This window comes from Gemmatimonadetes bacterium SCN 70-22 (assembly GCA_001724275.1).
Taxonomy (GTDB): Bacteria; Gemmatimonadota; Gemmatimonadetes; order Gemmatimonadales; family Gemmatimonadaceae; genus SCN-70-22.
In genome coordinates, this window is record MEDZ01000002.1 from 123,139 (window position 1) to 141,081 (window position 17,943).

Below are 17,943 nucleotides of genomic sequence, written 5' to 3' on the forward strand. Positions count from 1 at the left end.
CGTGCTTCCGTCCCAGGAACTCCTGGGTCTTGGCGCAGGTGTTTCAACCGGGGCGCAGGTAGCTCCAGTCCAGCTTCGGCATGTCGTCCTCGTGGTTCGGGTGGTGTCGGGGGTGCCCTCGATGCCGGGCGTCAGCGCGAGGGCTGTCGTGGGAAACGGATGGTCGGCGCCGCCCAGGTGACGGTGTCGCCGGCCATCCCCTCGCCGGGGCTGACGACCTCCGCACGCTCGGGGATCACCTCGTACAACGTCGCATCGCGCTCGCGTCCTGGGTAGAAGGGGGTCCACTCGGCATGCCACAGGCGCCGCTTGGCCGCCCCGTCGCGTACCTCGCGGGCACGGCCGTATAGCGTCACGTAGCGCAGCCCCTTGGCGTCGAAGTAGTGGAGCGCCACGCGCGAGTCGCGTCCGATCTGGCGCACCTTGCGCGAGCGCGGATTCGTCACGAACCGCACCACCATCCCGGAATCCGGCGGCGCCGGGTCGATCGTACGGGCGGCGGCCCCGGCCCCGACGTCCTGGGTGATGAGCGCGGCATATCGGGCGGCGCGCATGATGTCGCGCGCGACGCGAAGCACGGCGGCATTCGCCTCCGCGGCCTGCGCCGGCGAGGCGTTCGCCCGAGCGGCGTTCCCCGCCGTCCCATTCCCGCCTCGCGTGCCGAGCCGTGGCGCGATTCCCTGTGCCGTCGCCTCGCCAAACGCCAGCAGCATCAGGGCGATCAGCGCCGTCCGCGCCCGCCGGAGCGTTCGGGAACCGTGCATCATGCGCGATGCGCCGATAGCGACGCCCCCTGGGTGGGGACCACCGCCTCGGCCTCCATCTCGACCAGGAACTCCTCGCCGACCAGCTCTGCCCGTACGAGGGTGTTGGCGGGGAGGATCCCGCCGAATCGCTCGCCGTGCGCACGCGCAATCGCTTCCCACTGCTCCATGCGCGACACGAAGACACGGGTACGGACCACGTCCTCGAGCCGTGCGCCGAGCGAACGAAGCGCCCCCTCGATCTTGTCGATGACGAAGTGTGCCTGGGCGGCGGGGTCGGTTCCGCCGATGAGCCGGTCGCCGTGCGAGGCGGTCGTCCCCGAGACCACGATGCGGTCACCAAGCCGGACCGCGCGAGAGTACCCGAACTGCGTCTCCCACGAGGTGCCGCTCAGGCAGGTGAGCCGCCCGCCGTCGCCCCGCCGGGTGGCGAAGGGTGCGGGGAATTCCTCGAGGTGGTGGCTCAGGTCGCCCGACGCCGTGAGATACGGCGGCTTCCGGTACTCATCACCGCAGTCGCCGGGAATCGGCGCGAGCGTCGCCGCAGCCGCATCGATCTCCTCCCGATCTTGCCTCGAGAGCGCGAAGGAGAAGAGTCGCGCATTGTCCTCGATGTGCGCGCTGGCCCCGATCCGGGCACCGATGATCACGCCCCCCACCGCCGGCTGCTCGAGGATGTAGCGGCTGGCGACGTTCGCGACCGAGACCTCGTGGCGCCGAGCCACGCCGTCGAGCGCCGTCAGCACGCGTTGCAGCCCCTCCCACCCTCCAGCCGCGCGGATGAAGCGCCCGTACTTCATCTGCGACCATGTGTCGAGATGCTCCCAGTCGGGCTCCGCCTTGCCTAACCAGCGTGTGCTGAGGAATCCCCCCTGCACCGTGCCGTAGGCCAGGAGCTTCACGCCGTGCGCCAGGCAGAGCGCCGTCATCGGCCCCGCCGCCCGGCGGTCGATGAGCGAGTAGCTCACCTGATTGCTGACGATCGGGATGCCGCTGGCGAGGGCGATGCGCAGGTGCGCGGCATCGAAGTTCGTGAGTCCCAGGTGGTGAATGACCCCCTCGCGCCGCAGCTCATCCAGGTAGAAGAGCGCGTCGAGCCATCGCGGGTCGGCGAAGGTCCACGCGTGGAACTGCATGAGGTCGATGGACCGCCCTCGCAGTCGCGCGAGGGCGCGGTCCACGGCGGCGCGCACGTCGTCCCGCGAGACGGGGCCCGGTTTGGGGACCCACTTGGTGAGGAGCTGCACCGCGGTGCCGGGGGCCATCTCCGCACGAAAGATCCCCGCGACGACTTCGGCCGACCCGTAGTGATCGGCCATGTCGAAGGTGGTGAATCCGGCGGCGGCATACGGCGCCATCGCCTGGGCGGTGGCCCGGAGGTCCATGGTGCGCCCGTCGCGCTCCAGGTCGGCGACCTGCCAGAGCCCGGTGAGGACCCTGGAGATCTCCAGCCCTGGGGCGAGGGTGCAGCGTTCGACGACGAAAGGCGTCATGGCATCACGCGGTGTGAAGCGACTCGAAGCGCGGGACGATCGCCTCGGCGCCGACGGCGTCAAACGCCCGTCCGGCGGCTCCCCCCATTCCGCACCCACGGCGTCGACGTGCGGGAGCGCCGCGCCTCACGTCGCCCCTCCCTCCCCCATGCGCGCGCGCCAGCGCACCGCCCCGTGCGCCACGACGGCGACCGCCACCGAGGCGACCACCCCGGCCAGTGCCGGGGTCACCCCTTGCACCCCGCCTGCCCCCGCCGTCAGCTGCAGTGCGAGCATCACGGCCATCCCGGCCACGATGGCCGCCATCGCCTCCAGCGCACGAAAGCGGCGCATGAAGAGCCCTCCCAGCACGGGGACGAAGAGCGTGACGCCGAGGACGCTGTAGAAGAAGGAGAGCGTCCCGATGATCGTCTGCGCAACGAGCGCCAGAGCCACGCCGAGCGTCCCGCCGAGAATGGCGGCGCCACGCGCGACGCGCAGCACCTGCCCGTCGCTCGCCCCGGGAGCGAGGAAGCGCCGATAGAGGTCCTGCGACAGCGAGGTGGAGAGCATGAAGAGGATGGCGTCGGCGGTGCTCACCTCCGCCGAGAAGAGTGCCGCCAGCCCGAGCGCACCGACGGCCGCAGGGACGTCGTACATCAGGAGCGTCGGAAGGGCGAGTTGCTCGCTCTCGAGTCCGGGGTGCGTCGCCCGCGTGATGATGCCCATCACCGGGGGGACGAAGGCGAAGGCGAGGAGGGCCAGCGCATTGGCGCCGGTGCCCAGGCGCACCGCGCGGTCGTCACGCGCGGCGAAGATCTTCTGCAGCAGCCCGGGGGAGATGATGAAGGCCGGCCCCAGCAAGGCGAGGTATCGCCATCCCGAGCCCCCGTTGTTCCACGCGCTCCAGAAACCCTCGCCCGGCGCCGGCACGGTCGACGTCCCGGCGTCGACCGCCGCCACCACGGCATCCCAACCGCCGGCATTCGCCAGCGCGACCGGGAGCGCCACCGCGAATCCCGCCAGGAGCACCACCAGCTGCATCAGGTTCACCCAGGCGCTGGACAGGAGGCCGCCAGCAGCAAAGTACGCCGTCATCACCAGTCCCCCCAGGACGCACCCGACCCACTTGGGGAGCCCGGCCACCACGGTGAGCAACGTCGACATCGCGATCAGCTGCCCAGCCAGGATCGCCAGCGTCCCCACCCAGATGAGCGCCGCGACCACCACCCGCACGGTCGCCGAGTATCGCAGCTCCAGGTAGTCGCCCACCGTCCTGAGCCCGCGCGCCTCGGCCTCGCGTCGCATCAGGGGCCCGACCCAGAACGCCTGCACCATCGACCCGATCGCCGCCGCGCCGACCCACCACCACGCGGCGACCCCGTCGCGATACCCGAGTCCGGCCGCCCCCACGGTGGAGCCGGCACCGATGTTCGCCGACAGCATCGTGGCGAAGATGAGGAGCGGCCCCAGCCCGCGACCGGCCACGAAGAACCCTTCGCTGCTGCGCACCCGGCGCCCGACGTACACGCCCAGTGCCACCATCAGCAGCGAGTAGCCGAGGAGAAGCGGGAGCTGGTAGCGCACCGGGGCCGTGCCTAACGCCTGCTCCCGATGTCCCTCGCCGCCGGAAAGCCCGGCACCCCCCGCGAAGCGCGTACCGCCCGCACGATCGCCTCGGCCATCACGTCGGCGGCCAGGGCGCCGATCGTCGTCACGTCGCCGCCCCGGGCCAGCGTCCCCGTGGCCAGCGAGAAGATCGCGTCGCCGTCGTTCATCGTGTGCACGGGGGAAATGGCGCGCGCGTACCCATCGTGCGCCATCTGCGCGACCTTGGTCGCCTGCGCCTTGGTGAGCCGCGCGTTGGTGGCCACCACGCCGATGGTCGTGTTCTCGCCCGGACGACCATCCGTGCGCAGCGTCCCGCTGCGCAGCAATGTCCTGGCGTCGGCCAGCCCCCGCCCGTCCGCCGTGCGGACGCCGGCGACCACCGCCCCGGTAGCCGGGTCGATCACGTCACCGACCGCATTCACCGCCACCAGCGCCGACACCACCAGGCCGTCGGGAAGCGTCACCGAGGCCGTCCCGACCCCTCCCTTCATGGCCCGCCCTGCTCCCAGCAGTTTGCCGATGGTTGCCCCGGCCCCGGCCCCCACGTCTCCCTCGGCGACCGGGCCAGTCGTGGCAGCTGCCGCCGCCCGATAGCCGCAATCGGCCGTCGGGCGGATCTTCGCATCGCCCACGCCAAGGTCGAACAGGATGGCCGCCGGGACGATCGGGACCTTGGCCACCCGCACGTCGAACCCGATGTCGTGCTCCTCGAGCCAGCGCATCACCCCGCTCGCGGCGTCCAGCCCGAAGGCGCTCCCCCCGGCGAGCACGATCGCATGGACCATCGGAACCAGGTTCACCGGGTCGAGCAGGTCGGTCTCGCGTGTCCCGGGCGCCGCCCCCCGCACGTCCACCCCCGCCACCGCCCCGTGCTCGGCGATGATCACGGTGCACCCCGTCGGCCGCTCGGCCAGGGTGAAGTGCCCCACCTTGAGTCCGCCGACGGCGGTGAGACCGCGCACGCTCGCGCCGGACTCGCTCCCCGTCGCCGCCCGCGCCGCGCTCGCCCCCCCCGACGACTGCGCCGTACCGTCGCAGGCCGCGATGAGCCACGCGGCGCACACGATCGCCGCCCGCCGCCCGCACCCGTGCCACCGGCCCGGGATCGCGTGCCTGGGCGGCCTGCCCTCGCCCCTCGGGCGCTGGCGCGTCGAACGCGACATCTGTCTCCTCAACTTCTCGATGGAGCCTGTCGAAGCGAATGGCCAAACCTAGCGCCGGGGGTCCCCCTCGCGCAGGGCCCGCGCCAGCGATCGCGCCAGGTTCCCTCTCGCTCCCACCCGCACGACATCCAGCGAGAGCCACTCCGCCAGGAGCCGCAGCTCGGCCGCCAGCGCCGGACTCACCACCTCGGCGTCGGCGTGCCCTTCCACGTGCGCGGCCAGGACCCGCAGCACGCGCTTCGCGCGATCGGCCTTGAGGTCCACGCGCGCCACGATGCGCTCGCCCAGGAGGAATGGGAGGACGTAGTATCCCCACCGCCGCCGGGGCGCCGGCGTGTAGATCTCGAGGCGATGCTCGAAGTCGAAGAGCCGCTCGGCGCGCGGGCGGAACCAGACGAGCGGATCGAAGGGAGAGAGAAGCGCGGCACCCTGGACCCGCCTGGGAATCGGAGTCTCGAGACGCAGCCAGGCCGGGGCGCGCCACCCCTCGACCGCGACGCGTTGCAGCTCACCGTCGCCCTCCAGTTCCGCGATGCGCGCCGCCGATTCCTTGACGGGGAGGCGATAGTAGTCCGCGATGTCGCGAAGCGTCCCCACGCCGAGGGCCTTCACCGAGAGACGGATGAGTTCACGTTGCGCCTCGGTGCGCGACGGCGCGCGCGTGCGGTGTGGCGCGGGGATCACGCGCTCGGCGAGGTCGTACGCGCGCGCGAAGCCCGACGAGCGACGTCCGGCCACGGCCAGCGTCCCCTGGGCGAAGAGCGCTTCCAGGACGCACTTCGCCATCGTCCACCCCCACCACCCCTCGGATCGACCGAAGGTGCCGTCCGGCTCGGGGATCTCGCCGGCCGCCATGGCCCCGCTCGACCGCACCAGTCCCAACACCGCCGCGGCGTAGGCCGGGTGTGCGGCCAGGAACGCGCCGAGCGTTCGCGTCCTGCGCTCATTGGACTCCATGCGGTGGCGCAGGAGCGCCCAGTGCGCGACCGGCAGGATCGACGCCTCGTGCGCCCAGCGCTCGCAGAACTCGCGGCGGCGGTATACCAGCTCGTCCAGGAGCGAGCGGTCGTACGGGCCAAGGCGAGAGAAGAGCACCTGGTAGTGCGCCGGCGCGATGATGCTGACCGAGTCGATCTGCAGCACCCCGAGTCGGTGGATGGTACGGCGCACGTCGCGCATGGTCACCGCGCGCGCAGGGCGCGCACGATCCAGCCCTTGCGCGCGGATCGCGAGGCGGCGGGCCTCGCCAATGGTCAGCTGCCGCACGGCTCGCTCGTGGCAGGGAGGGGCGGGCGCTCCGGACGTCGTGCAGGCCGCTGGTCGGCGTCGCCCCTCGGCCGATCCTAGCGCGCCTTCCCGCCGAACCGTGCCGCCGCCGAGACGAATTCGCGGAAGACGTGCCGGGTATGCGGGTCGGTGAGCTCGAAGACCTCCGGGTGCCACTGCACGCCCACGCAGAACGCCGCACCCGGCACCTCGGCGGCCTCGATGAGCCCGTCAGGCGCAACCGCGGTGGCCGTGAGGGTGGGGGCCAGCGCCTTGATCCCCTGGTGATGCATCGAGTTCACGCGAATCCGGTCCAGCTCCAGCGCGTGGCGCAGGCGGCTCCCCTGGGCCAGCGTGACCTCGTGCGCCAGGTGGTCGCGCTCGAAGCCGTAGGTGGGGAAGTAGTCGTGCTTGATGGCCTCGGGATACTGATCCTCGAGGTCCTGGTAGAGTGTCCCGCCGAGCGCGACGTTCATCACCTGCAGTCCCCGGCAGAGGCCGAGGAGGGGCTTCCCGTCGTCGACCGCCCAGCGCGTCAGCTCCATCTCGGTGCGGTCACGCGCCGGATCGGTGCGCCCCAGCTTGGGATGCGGCTCCTCGCCGAACTGGTTCGGGTCGACGTCCACCCCGCCGGGAATGAGGATCCCATCGCAGGCGTCGTAGGCAGCGCGCAGCGCCTCCGGCTCGTCGTCGAGGAGCGGGATGAGGATCGGCGCTCCCCCCGCGAACGCGACCGACATGTAATAGCGCTGGTTCATCACCACCGACTGCGGTAGCCCTTCCGGGATTCCGTCGATGGAGTGAAGGGTCTGGGTGGTGACGCCGATGATCGGGCGTTGCGCCATGCGTAGCTCCTGCCGTGCGGACTGGCCATGCCCGGCGACCGCGAGACTCGCCGGAGGTGAAGCGCCCAAGCTAGTACCCCCGTCCCCCCTCGTCACCCGCCCGTGCGAGCGACGTGAACGAGATCTCTCTAATGATTCACTTGCTCGCCCTCTCGTCCTCTCGTCCGTTCGTCTTCTCCAAAGGTTGGACCCCTTCCTCGGTCTCCCGGATCAGCTGATCCACCACCGCCTTCAGGTCGCCCCCCGTGCGTTCGTACGTGCTGACCTGGCGGTCGGCGCTGGAGCCGCCCGCGAGGATGGTGAAGGCGTACTCGACCTCCTTGCGGCTCCCCAGCTCGTCGAGGACGTCGTCGAGGAACCATGCAATCAGCTCCCGGATCAGCTCGGGGGCCGGGAGCTCGACGTTCTTCCCGAAGTCGATGAGCTTCCCTTCCAGCCCGTAGCGCACGGCACGCCACTTGTTCTCGTCGATCAGTTCCGACGAGTAGATGCGCCAGGTGATGTTGTCGCGCCGCATCTTCCACAGCTTGAAGACGAGCGCCTGCAGGATCGCCGCCACGCAGACGGCCTCATCGACGCGCGTGCAGACGTCGCAGATGCGGAACTCGAGGGTCGGGAACGTGTGGTGCGGGCGTACGTCCCACCAGATCTTCGAGCCATTGGGGATGCAGCTGGTCGCGACGAGCGTGTTGAGGTAGTTGTCGTAGTCGGCCCACGAGGGGATGAAGCGCGGGATTCCGGTGCGCGGGAAGGCGCGGAAGACGGCGCTGCGGTACGACTTGAGCCCCGTCTTGCGCCCGATCCAGAACGGCGAGCTGGTGGAGAGGCAGAGGAGGTGGGGGAGGAAGTACCGCGACACGTTGCAGGCATCGATCAGGAACTCGCGGTCCTCGATCCCGATGTGCACGTGCGTCCCGAAGATGAGCAGCTGCTGCGCCAGCTGCTGCATCGCCTCCTTGGTCCCGATGTAGCGGTCCAGCTGCGTGATCTCCTGCTCGGCCCAGTGCGAGAAGGGGTGTGTCCCCGCCGCCGCGATCTTGAGCCCGCGCCGCGCCGCCAGTTCCATCACCCCGCGGCGAAGCTGGACCAGCTGGGCGTGCACCTCCTGCGGCGTCCGGCAGATCCTCGTCCCCACCTCGACGATCGACTGGTGGAGCTCCGGCCTCACCTGCTCGAGCACCATGTGATCGGACTCCAGGATCTGCGTGATGTAGGATTGCAGCTCACGCGTCCGGGGATCGATGATCTGGTACTCTTCCTCGACGCCGATCGTTAGGCTCGGTGGCTTCATGGAATGGGGGAAGACGAAAGGACGGGGGCGCGGGAGGCCCGGTGGGAATGTACGGGTCCCCGCCGGAGGGAGACAGCCTACCGCGGCTGCACCACCAGGGTCGGCACCGTGCTCCCGCCGCCGGCCGTCACGTTGAGCAGGGCCGCCGTCGAGAGTCGCGTCAGCATCCCTTCCATGTAGTCGCCGTGCGAGATGAACGGGGCCGTGTCGAGCATGCGATCGACCACGTGCACCCGCCCGTCGCTCCAGCTCGCGTACGGCTCGCTGGGAATCGCCACCTTCTCCTGCACGATGAACGGTTGCGCCAGCGCCTCCCCGATCGCCCCCTCCCACTCGGTCGCGTTCACCGTCCAGCCCAGCGTGATCCCCTTCCCGCCGTACTCGTCGTTGGGCTTCAGGACGAGCCGGTCCTTGTGCTCCTGCATCCATGGCACGAGGTCGATCGCCTCGCCGCCGTGCGTGGTCCGGCGCTCGCGCACCACCCGCGTCCACGGGATGCAGTCGTGGATCGCCTCGACTTCATCGGGGGTGAAGAACCCGGCGTTTGCCTCGTCCGACAGGACCGCCAGCGACGCCTTCTTGTGGAGGATCTTGCAGCGAAAGCCGTCCACGAGGCAGACCGCGCGCTCACGCACCGCGCGCACCACGTCGTGCTCGATCCCGCAGGTCTCGATCAACTCGCTGATCAGGACGCGCTTGTAGATCAGCTCCGCCGGCTTTCCGGCCACCCACAGCGTGCCGTCACGATACTCGCACCGGCGCGGGTCGTCGATCACCGCCTCGATACCCAGCGTCGCGAAGTGCTGGCGATAGAGCTCGAACTCGGTGCGCGTCGGCACGTCGTCCCAATCGAGGATGGCGACGCGCGGGCGCCGGCGGGTCCCGGCGAACTCGTACCAGGCGTCGAGGATCGCCCCGACGACTCCCGGCACCGCCGGCATCGTCATGATGTCGTAATGCCGCGCGAACTCCCGCACGGCCGGGGCGTCCACGAAGACCTCGGCCAGCGCGTCGCCGTACGCCGCCCCTGCCGGCGTCTCGGCGTTGTACTCGGTCAGGCCCAACTGTCCGGTGCCAGCGACATGGAAGAAGTCGAGGCGAGAGGTCGGCGACGGCCAGTCGTACCCCGGCGGGTCGGCGAGCAACGTCTCCTCCCAATCGAGGAGCCCGAACTGGTCGCGAAAGGCGCGGTCGGCCATCGCGCGCCCGTAGGCGCGCCGGAACGCGCGCATCAGCGGCCGTATGCGCGACTGCAGCGTCGCCACCTCCCGCGGTGTCGTGAGCCGCGGACGCAGCACCGTGCACAAGGCCCGCCCCCCGAACACCAGCCCGCGCCGCGTGAGCGCCGACTCGACGTGCGCGTGCGTCTCCTCGGCGATCTCGGGGGTGAGGAGGTCGTGGTAGCGGTGAATCAGGTCAGCGAGAATGATCGTCCTCCCGTCGGGTCGTCGTCAGCGCGCCGCCGTGAACAACGCGCTCCACTTCGCCTCCACGGCCGTGCGCCGCGGGTGCAGCGCCAGCCTGATCGCCAGGTCCGCCATCCCCTTCACCACCCAGTCGAAATAGGTGGGGGTGAGCGAGTAGAGGTCCATGTCGGGCGCGCAGTTCATGAAGTCGATGGCGTACGGCACGCCGTCCTTCACGGCGAACTCCAGCGAGTTCATGTCGTAGCCCAGCGCCGAGCACAGCGTGCGACAGTCCGTGATGATGCGCGCCCGCATCGCCGGGGTGAGGTAGTCGTCATCGACGATGTACTTCCGCCCCTTGGGGTCGTAGTGCATCGGGAGGACCTCCTCCTGCCCCAGGCACAGGCAGCGGACGAACTGGTCCCACTCGATGAACTCCTGCACGATCATCGTGAGGAGCCCGGAATGGTTGTAGTTGTCGACCAGCTCCTGCACGCTGTGGCAGACGTAGACCTCCTTCCAGCCGCCACCGTGCGCGTCCTTGAGGATGCACGGCATCCCGACGTATCGGGCCAGCTCGTCCCAGTCGAGCGGGAACTTCAGGTTGCGCAGCGACTCGGTGGGGACGATCCCGGGGACGTAGTCCTTGTTGGGAAGGAGGACGGTCTTCGGCGATGCCACGCCGAGCTTCGCCGCCAGCGCGGCGCCGAAGAACTTGTCGTCGGCCGACCACATGAACGGGTTGTTGATGACCGTCTTCCCCTCGAGCACCGCCTTCTTGAGGTACGAGCGGTACATCGGCACCTCGTGCGAGATCCGGTCGATCAGGACGTCCCACGGCACCGGCCCGTCGTGGTGATCGCCCCCCAGCCTGGCATACTCGGCGATCACCCCCTGGTCCCGCTGGTTGACCTCCTCGATGAAGGCCGGGGGCCAGGACCACTCGCGACCCACGACCAGCCCGACACGCTTGCTCATCCCGGTATCCTGCCCTTTGACGTTTAGTCGTGCCCCGCGACGTACCGCACGATCATCTTCTCCCAGAAGGGCCAGTCGTGCGCCCACCCTTCCCACTCGCGCAAGGCGTTGCCGATCCCCTTGCGCCAGAGGATGCCCGAGAAGTCGACGTTCTGCTGGTGGTGCGGGTCGCCCGTGCCGATGGCGATGATGATGTCCTGCCGGCGCATCGCGTCCAGGCGCCACTGCTCCCACTCGTTGGGAATGAACTCGAACGGGTTGCAGGCGTAGACGTTCCCGTCCGAGTAGTCCTGCGTCATCCCGCGGATGTCGTAGGTCCCGCTCATCCCGATGATGCGGTGGACCCGCGTCGGGTGACGCAGCCCGAACGACATCGCGTGGAACGCCCCGAACGATGCCCCGGTCGCGATCACGAAGGGGTTCCCGTTCACGTGATGCGTGAAGGGGAGGAGCTCGTCGGTGAGGTAGCGGTCGAACTGGAGATGCCGCCAGGCCCGCTCCCCCGGGTGCACCGACTTGTCGTACCAGCTGTCGTCGTGGTTGGTGTCGAGGCACCACAGCTGCAACCACCCCTGCTGGATGTGCTCGTGCAGCACGTCCGGCATGTAGCGGTTGGGCCACTCGTTGTGGTCCCCCATCGTCGTGGGGAAGGCCAGGAGGCGGGCGCCGCCATGCCCGAACCAGCGCACGTGCATGTGCCGCTTGACCAGCGGGGAGTACCACACGTGATGGTGACCGCGGACGCGCGTGCTCACTCGGTCGCCTCCGCGTCGCGCTCGCCGATGGCGTCGTCGACCCAGTGGTCGTCCTCGGCCAGCTCGTCGTCGTGCTCGTGATGACCGGCCGCGGAATGCGCATCGCGCAGGAGGAAGGGGAGCGCGTGGCGCATGCGGCGCCCCCACGCCTCCTCGTTATGCACCCCGCCCTCGTCCTCCACCCACGACAGTGTCTCTCCCATCACGTATCCCTTCTCCAGCAGGAGGTCGCGCATGGCGCGCGCGTTGGCCAGCGTCCCCGTCCCCTCGCGGGTGCCCACGTCGAGGTACAGGCGCCCCGGAGTGTACGGGGCGGAGCGCACGTACGGGAAGATCGCCCCCTCCGCGAACCAGAGCGCGGGAGACAGCACCCCCGCGAAACCGAAGGCGTGCGGGGCCCGGAAGAAGGCATACAGCGAGATCAGCCCCCCCATCGACGAGCCCACGATCCCCGTCCCCACTCGGTCGCGCAGCGTGCGGTACTGGGCGTCGACCAGCGGCTTCACGGTGCGCAGGACGAAGTCGACGTAGGCGTCACCCGCTCCGCCCCCGGCCTGGGCATCCACGAACGGCGAGTATTCCCGCAGGCGGTCGACCCCCATGTTGGGAATGGCGACCACGATCGCTCGTCGGCCCTGCCGGTGCGCCCGCGCCATCGCGAGGTCGACCCCCCACTCCCCGGCGAACGACGTCGTCGGGTCGAAGAGGTTCTGCCCGTCGTGCATGTAGATGACCGGGTAAGGGTCGTGCGACCGGTGGTAGTGTGCCGGGAGGTACACGGAGATGTCGCGCCGGTTGCCGAGCTCCGGCGACTCGACATCGGGAATGACCTCCAGCGTCCCGGGAGGGGGGCGGCGCCGGGCGGCCCATTTGCGAAGGTATTGGGTGCTGACGTACATGCGTCGGGTTCGGGGCACCCAGTCGGCGGGCCGGCTCGAGGCCACGGCCGTTGGGCCGCGGTCACGCGGGTGCCGCAAGGTGGTGACGAGGTGGGGGAGGGGGAAGGTCGTCCCCCACCACTTCGGGCCTACTCCGCACGCACCACCACGCCCTCGAGCCCTCCGACCCGAAGCCGCAGCGCCATCGCCCCACTCCCCACGCGCCCTACCACCTCTCCCCTCCCCTCCACGCCGTACCGCACCAGTCGCGCCCCCAGGCGCATCCCGTAACGGCGCGGATCGAAGCGCACCTCCACCTCGCGCGCGTCGTCGGCGATGCTGGCCAGCGCCAACGCCGCACGGCCGTCCCGCGCCTTCCACGCTCCCGCCAGCACCAGCGGCGCGCGGACCCTCGCCTCCGTCGCCCCGCCCAGCCGCGCCGCATAGATCGACACGCGCGACATCAGCACGTCGGCGCTGTCGACGACCACCTCGGGGGCGCGCAGCATCGTCCCCTCCTGGAACCAATGACGGAAGCCGTAGCGGAGCTTCGCCAGTCGCTCCAGGTAGTCGATCTCCCGGCGACGCTTCGTCAGCTGCTCGGGAAGGAAGTTGGCGATCGTCGGCTGCATCCCCCATACGAACATGCGTGCCTGCTCCAGCAGGTACTGCTGCCGGTACTTGAGGTCGAGCAGTGTCATCGCGTTGGCCGGGCGCGTCTTCTCCGGCCACAGATCGTCGTAGGGCGGCCAGGTCAGCGAGCCGTACGTCCCGTAGGTGACCGCGTACGGATGGTACGCCGCCTGGAAGATCGGGAGCACCTCCCACCCGCTCGCCGGGTCGACGTAGCGCTCCTGGCTCACCTGAAGCGTCAGGAAGGCGTCGAGGTCGGGGAGCCAGCTCTCGCCACCCCCCTCGCCCGCGAAGCCTAACGGGAGGGTGCCGCCGCGCTGGCGCAGGTCCCGGGCCAGCGCACGGAAGCCGTCCATCCAGTAGTGCCCGCCCCCCACCGGATGGCCGTGATCGGGGCTCCAGCACGCCAGGCTCAGCACCGCCTGGTCCATGTAGATCCCGTCCAGCTTGTACTGGTGGATCACCGTGTCGGCGATCCCCGCGTACTTGTCGCGCCAGAACTGCGTCGAGACGTCCATCGGCGCGCACGGCGAGGGGGCGAACACCATGTACGTCTCCTTGCGCACCGTCCCGTCACGCTCGCGCACGGCCCAGCGCTCGGCGTTCTCCCGCGTCCAGCTCGGCGTCTCGGTACACCAGAGCCGCTGGTTCATGTAGACGATGGCGTGCAGCCCGGCCTCGTGCGCCCGCGCCACCGCCTGCGTGAACGCCTCGGCGCCCTCGCGCGGGGGGAGGTAGTCGGGGAACGACGTGTCGTACGGCCCATGGTGCCACCAGTGCCAGAAGACGCTCACCCGGAGCCCGGCGTCGCGTTGCAGCTCGGCGGCCGGTTCGAGGACCACGTTCGAGCGCCCGCGGTTCCAGACCCAGATCCCGGTGTCCCGGATCCACTGGGGCGACTTGCCGGTGGCGAAGCGGCTCTCGCGCGCCCAGTACTGCCGCGTCCCCCACGCCCGGTAGCGCTCGATGGCCGAGAACCAGTCGCCGCGCACGATCCCGACCAGGACGGCGTAGGCGGGAGAATAGCGCGCGTTCTTCCCGGGGTCGGAGAGGGCGTGCACCACGTCGTACCCGGCCTTGCCGTCCGCATCGCCCCACAGGGCGAACTGCTTGCGATAGGCGAGGGTATCGTCGGACGCGAAGTAGAGCCCCCCGCGCGCAGGGGCCGTGAACGAGATGGCCTGCAGCGAGAGCTGCCCGGGGTACGTCCATTCCAGCCGCCGCCCCGTCCCGTCGGGGCCGGCCAGGAGGCGGCGCGGCTCGCGGGTGCGCTCCCCCATCCACTGCGGGACGGCCAGCTCCTCGCGCGTCCCCAGCGGGCCGATTCCGGTCACCCGCGGAAAGTGCAGCTGCTCCACCGCCAGGCCGCCGATGCCGGCCAGCGCGATGTGCCAGGCCGTGGTCGTGTCGCGTCGCGCCGTGACCGTGGCCGTCACCTGCAACGACTCGTGCCCCGGGAAGTCGCGCCACGAGAGCTCGAGCCCCCCTCCGCCAAGCCGGCGCCAGCTGAAGCGCCGAGCCTGGGCGGCGTGGATGCGGGACGGGGTCGTCCCCGGCGAGAGCACGATGCTCCACACCCCGATCGAGTCCGACGCCGCCCCCGCGAGTTGCCACCCATCGGCGTCACGCAACGACTCGATGTGGCCGTCGACGGGGGAGAGCCGCAGGCGAAGTCCGGGGGATTGGATTTCGGGGAGAGCGGGGCGTGCCGCACCGGGTCCCTGAGCCGGGAGCGGCGTCGAGGCCAGGAGGAGGGCCAGGGCGAGGGAGCCTTTCGGCGAAGTCATCCGTTTCACGGCGTGTCGACCTCGAGCGTGCGGAGCCGGCGATGCTGCGGTCTGGTCGTGTACGCGCATCGTGGCCCGTTCGTGGTTGTCGAGCCAGCAATGGAGCAGTTTCTAAACAGTATAGCGTCGTTGATTCCTCCACGCCCCCCATTTGCGCCACCGGGCCCCCTCGTGGATGTCGTCCGCCGCACCTCCCTCCAAACGTCGGCGCCCACCGCCGCGTATCATAGGATTGGTACCCGACCCGCGTTCGCCGGCTGCGTCCCGGCGAGCTGCTCGCTCTTCTCCCGCCCTCAGCACGTGATTCGTGATTCCATCGCTGCCGCGCTGGCGGCGGTTTTCGTCTTGGCGGCTCCCCCGGCGCCCGCGCAGGAAGTGGCGCCCGACGCCGTGTCCAACGGCGAGCGGAGCGCCTTCGTCCGCCGCACGCTGCGGGCCGCCCCGCGCGTCGGGGAGATCCAGCTCGACGGTCGGCTGGACGACGCCGCGTGGCAAGGGGCGAGCGTTGCCTCCGGCTTCGTCCAGCGCCTCCCGGTGGAGGGAGCACCCGCCAAGGAACAGACCGAGGTCCGCGTCCTGATCGACGGGTCGGCGGTTTGGGTCGGGGCGCGCATGTACGACCGCGAGCCGCACACCATCGCGCGACAGGTGGTGCGCCGCGACCAGGACGCGCAGGCCGACTACATCGAGGTCGCCTTCGACTCCAACCTCGACCGACGCACCGGCTTCCTCTTCCGCGTGAGCGCGGCCAACGTGCAGCGCGACGAATACATCTTCGACGACAACGAGCGCGATCGGGCGTGGGACGCCGTGTGGAGCTCGGCGGTCGCCTTCGACTCGCTGGGATGGACGGCCGAGCTTCGGATCCCGCTCTCGCAGCTTCGCTTCCGCGACTCGGACGAGGCGCAGGAGTGGGGGGTCAACTTCGCCCGCCGCCGCGTGCGCACCAACGAGGAAACGCATTTCGCCCTCGTCTCCCGGCTGCAACGCGGGCTCGTCTCGCAGTTCGGGCAGCTGCAAGGCGTGACCGTCCGTGGCGCGCGGCGCCTCGAGCTTCGCCCCTACGTGCTGGGCTCGCTCTTTCGGGGGACCGGCGAACCCGGCAACCCCTTCCGCACGGGGCGCGACCACGGGTCGCGCCTCGGCGCCGACGTGCGCATCGGCCTCGGCGGGCAGTTCACCCTCGACGCCACCGTCAACCCCGATTTCGGCCAGGTAGAGGCGGACCCGGCGGTGATCAACCTCTCCGCCTTTGAGCAGTTCTTCGAGGAGCGCCGCCCCTTCTTCGTGGAGGACGCGCGCATCTTCGACTTCTCGCTCTCCGGCGGGCGCAATCGCCTCTACTACTCGCGCCGGATGGGGCGCGCCCCCCGCGGCTCCGCCCCCGAGGGAGCACTCTTCGCCGACATCCCCACATCGACTGACATCCTCGGCGCCGCCAAGCTCACCGGACGCACCACGCGCGGCCTCTCACTGGGGCTGCTGGCCGCCGTCACCCAGCAGGCCGACGGACAGACCTACCTCTCCGAGGCGCAGCCGACCCGCGCGTTCCTCGTCGAGCCGCGCGCCGAATCGGGGGTGTTGCGCGCGCGGCAGGACTTCAACGGTGGCGCCTCGACCATCGGCCTCATCGGCACGGCGCTGCGTCGCGACCTCCCGAGCGATGGTTCGTTCGACTTCCTCCCCGCTTCGGCCTTCAACGGCGGGATCGACTGGGAGCACCAGTGGCGCGACCGCACGTGGGCCTTCTTCGGCTACGTGGCCGGGAGCCACGTGCGCGGCGACTCCATCGCCATGCTCCGCATCCAGACCGCCAGCAACCACTTCTTCCAGCGCCCCGATTCCCGGACTCTCGGCGTCGACTCGAGCGCCCGCGCGATGTCGGGAGTCGATTGGCGCATGACGCTCGAGAAGCGGCGCGGCGCGCACTGGACCGGCTCCGTGTGGGCAGCCGAGGTGACCCCGGGATTCGAGGTGAACGACGCCGGCTTCAGCACGCGACAGGAGGTGCTGGACGGAGGCGCCCGGGTGCAGTACCGCGAGATCACCCCGGGACAGCTCCTGCGCTCGTACACCGTGTCGGCCTCCACCTTCCACAACTGGAGCCACGACGCGGTGGCCGGGGGCGCCAGCGCCGCCGCGTGGGGACGCGCGCACGTCGGCGGCGCGGTGCAACTGAACGCGAACCTCGAGTTCAACAACTTCTGGCGCCTCGAGGCCAATGCACAGGCACATCCGGAGATGGTCGACCGCGTCGGGACGCGGGGCGGGCCGTTGATGCTGCAGCCGCGCTCGTTCGACATGCGACTCTCCCTCCGGACCGACTCGCGCGCGCGCCTCGCGTTGGAGCCGAGCGTCTTCGCGCGCCGCAACGCGCTCGGCGGCGGCGACGAGTTCCAGGGTGCGCTCGAGATCACCCTACGTCCGTCGGCACGCCTCGCGATCGAGGTGGAACCGCGATTCACCCGCGCCAGCATCGGGGCGCAGTACGTCGCCACGGCCGACGGGACCGACTTCGCCCCCACCTACGGCTCGCGGTACCTGTTCGGCGAAGTGGCGCGCCGCGAGCTGGCACTCCCCACGCGCATCAACGCCGCCTTCTCGCCGACGCTGAGCTTCCAGCTGTTCGCGCAGCCGCTCCTCTCGTCGGGCGACTACGCCAACTACAAGCAGCTTGCCGCCGCGTCGAGCTTCCGCTTCACGCGCTTCGGCGAGGGGAGGGCCCAGGAGAACGGGGGGGCCGTGCGCTGCCAGGGAGGGGGGACGTGCGTCGATGCCGACCTGGTGCGCCACTTCGACCTGGACGGCGACGGCCGCTCCGACTTCACCGTGGACGAGCAGGACTTCAACGTGCGCTCGCTGATCGGCAACGCGGTCGTCCGCTGGGAATATCGCCCCGGGTCGACGATCTTCCTGGTCTGGCAGCGCCGGCAGCGCAGCGACATCGTGCGTGGCGACTTCGTGATGCGCCGCGACTGGGCAGCGATGATGCGGGCGCCGACCGACAACACCTTCCTCGTCAAGGTGAGCTACTGGTTACCGCTGTGATGCATCGCTCCCGCGACTCCGCGCCCCCCACTCCACCCAGTTCCCC

13 protein-coding genes are annotated in these 17,943 nt (G+C 70.3%); 1 reads left to right on the forward strand and 12 read right to left on the reverse strand.

Annotation, left to right across the window (positions count from 1 at the left end; all coding sequences use genetic code 11):
- Positions 1-131 precede the first annotated feature (131 nt).
- From ABS52_00605 to ABS52_00660, 12 genes are all read right to left on the reverse strand, one after another.
- Positions 132-767 carry a hypothetical protein gene (locus tag ABS52_00605; protein ODT05238.1) on the reverse strand — a complete coding sequence of 212 codons (636 nt, stop codon included), beginning with the start codon at positions 765-767 and terminating at the stop codon, positions 132-134.
- On the reverse strand, positions 764-2,257 hold the full coding sequence (locus tag ABS52_00610; protein ODT05239.1) for an aldo/keto reductase: 1,494 nt from the start codon (positions 2,255-2,257) through the stop codon (positions 764-766). Before ABS52_00610 ends, ABS52_00605 begins: the two co-directional genes overlap by 4 nt.
- Before the next feature lie 126 nt (positions 2,258-2,383).
- The gene (locus ABS52_00615; GenBank protein ID ODT05401.1) at positions 2,384-3,781 is read right to left on the reverse strand and encodes a hypothetical protein; all 1,398 of its coding nucleotides are present in this window, start codon (positions 3,779-3,781) and stop codon (positions 2,384-2,386) included.
- Positions 3,782-3,834: 53 nt separating this feature from the next.
- Positions 3,835-4,893, reverse strand: coding sequence for a peptidase S58 (locus ABS52_00620; GenBank protein ODT05402.1), 1,059 nt, complete (start codon positions 4,891-4,893; stop codon positions 3,835-3,837).
- Positions 4,894-5,058: 165 nt separating this feature from the next.
- A complete protein-coding gene (locus tag ABS52_00625) occupies positions 5,059-6,276 on the reverse strand; it encodes a hypothetical protein (protein ODT05240.1) in 1,218 nt (405 codons plus the stop codon).
- Positions 6,277-6,353: 77 nt separating this feature from the next.
- Entirely contained in the window at positions 6,354-7,121 is a 768-nt protein-coding gene (locus tag ABS52_00630) for a hypothetical protein (protein ODT05241.1), read from the reverse strand.
- Between the two features lie 136 nt (positions 7,122-7,257).
- Positions 7,258-8,412: a carboxylate-amine ligase gene (locus ABS52_00635; protein ODT05242.1), complete on the reverse strand. Its 1,155-nt coding sequence runs from the start codon at positions 8,410-8,412 to the stop codon at positions 7,258-7,260.
- Between the two features lie 77 nt (positions 8,413-8,489).
- Positions 8,490-9,842: a hypothetical protein gene (locus ABS52_00640; GenBank protein ODT05243.1), complete on the reverse strand. Its 1,353-nt coding sequence runs from the start codon at positions 9,840-9,842 to the stop codon at positions 8,490-8,492.
- A 21-nt stretch (positions 9,843-9,863) separates the two neighbouring features.
- Positions 9,864-10,796 carry a glutathione synthase gene (locus ABS52_00645; GenBank protein ODT05244.1) on the reverse strand — a complete coding sequence of 311 codons (933 nt, stop codon included), beginning with the start codon at positions 10,794-10,796 and terminating at the stop codon, positions 9,864-9,866.
- Between the two features lie 23 nt (positions 10,797-10,819).
- Complete coding sequence (locus ABS52_00650; GenBank protein ID ODT05403.1) at positions 10,820-11,491, reverse strand: hypothetical protein; 672 nt, start codon at positions 11,489-11,491, stop codon at positions 10,820-10,822.
- A 56-nt stretch (positions 11,492-11,547) separates the two neighbouring features.
- The gene (locus tag ABS52_00655; GenBank protein ODT05245.1) at positions 11,548-12,468 is read right to left on the reverse strand and encodes a hypothetical protein; all 921 of its coding nucleotides are present in this window, start codon (positions 12,466-12,468) and stop codon (positions 11,548-11,550) included.
- 110 nt (positions 12,469-12,578) lie between these two features.
- On the reverse strand, positions 12,579-14,693 hold the full coding sequence (locus ABS52_00660; protein ODT05246.1) for a hypothetical protein: 2,115 nt from the start codon (positions 14,691-14,693) through the stop codon (positions 12,579-12,581).
- A 531-nt stretch (positions 14,694-15,224) separates the two neighbouring features.
- On the opposite strand from ABS52_00660, the gene ABS52_00665 reads away from it, so the two are divergent.
- Positions 15,225-17,897: a hypothetical protein gene (locus ABS52_00665; GenBank protein ID ODT05247.1), complete on the forward strand. Its 2,673-nt coding sequence runs from the start codon at positions 15,225-15,227 to the stop codon at positions 17,895-17,897.
- The last annotated feature ends 46 nt before the right edge of the window (positions 17,898-17,943 follow it).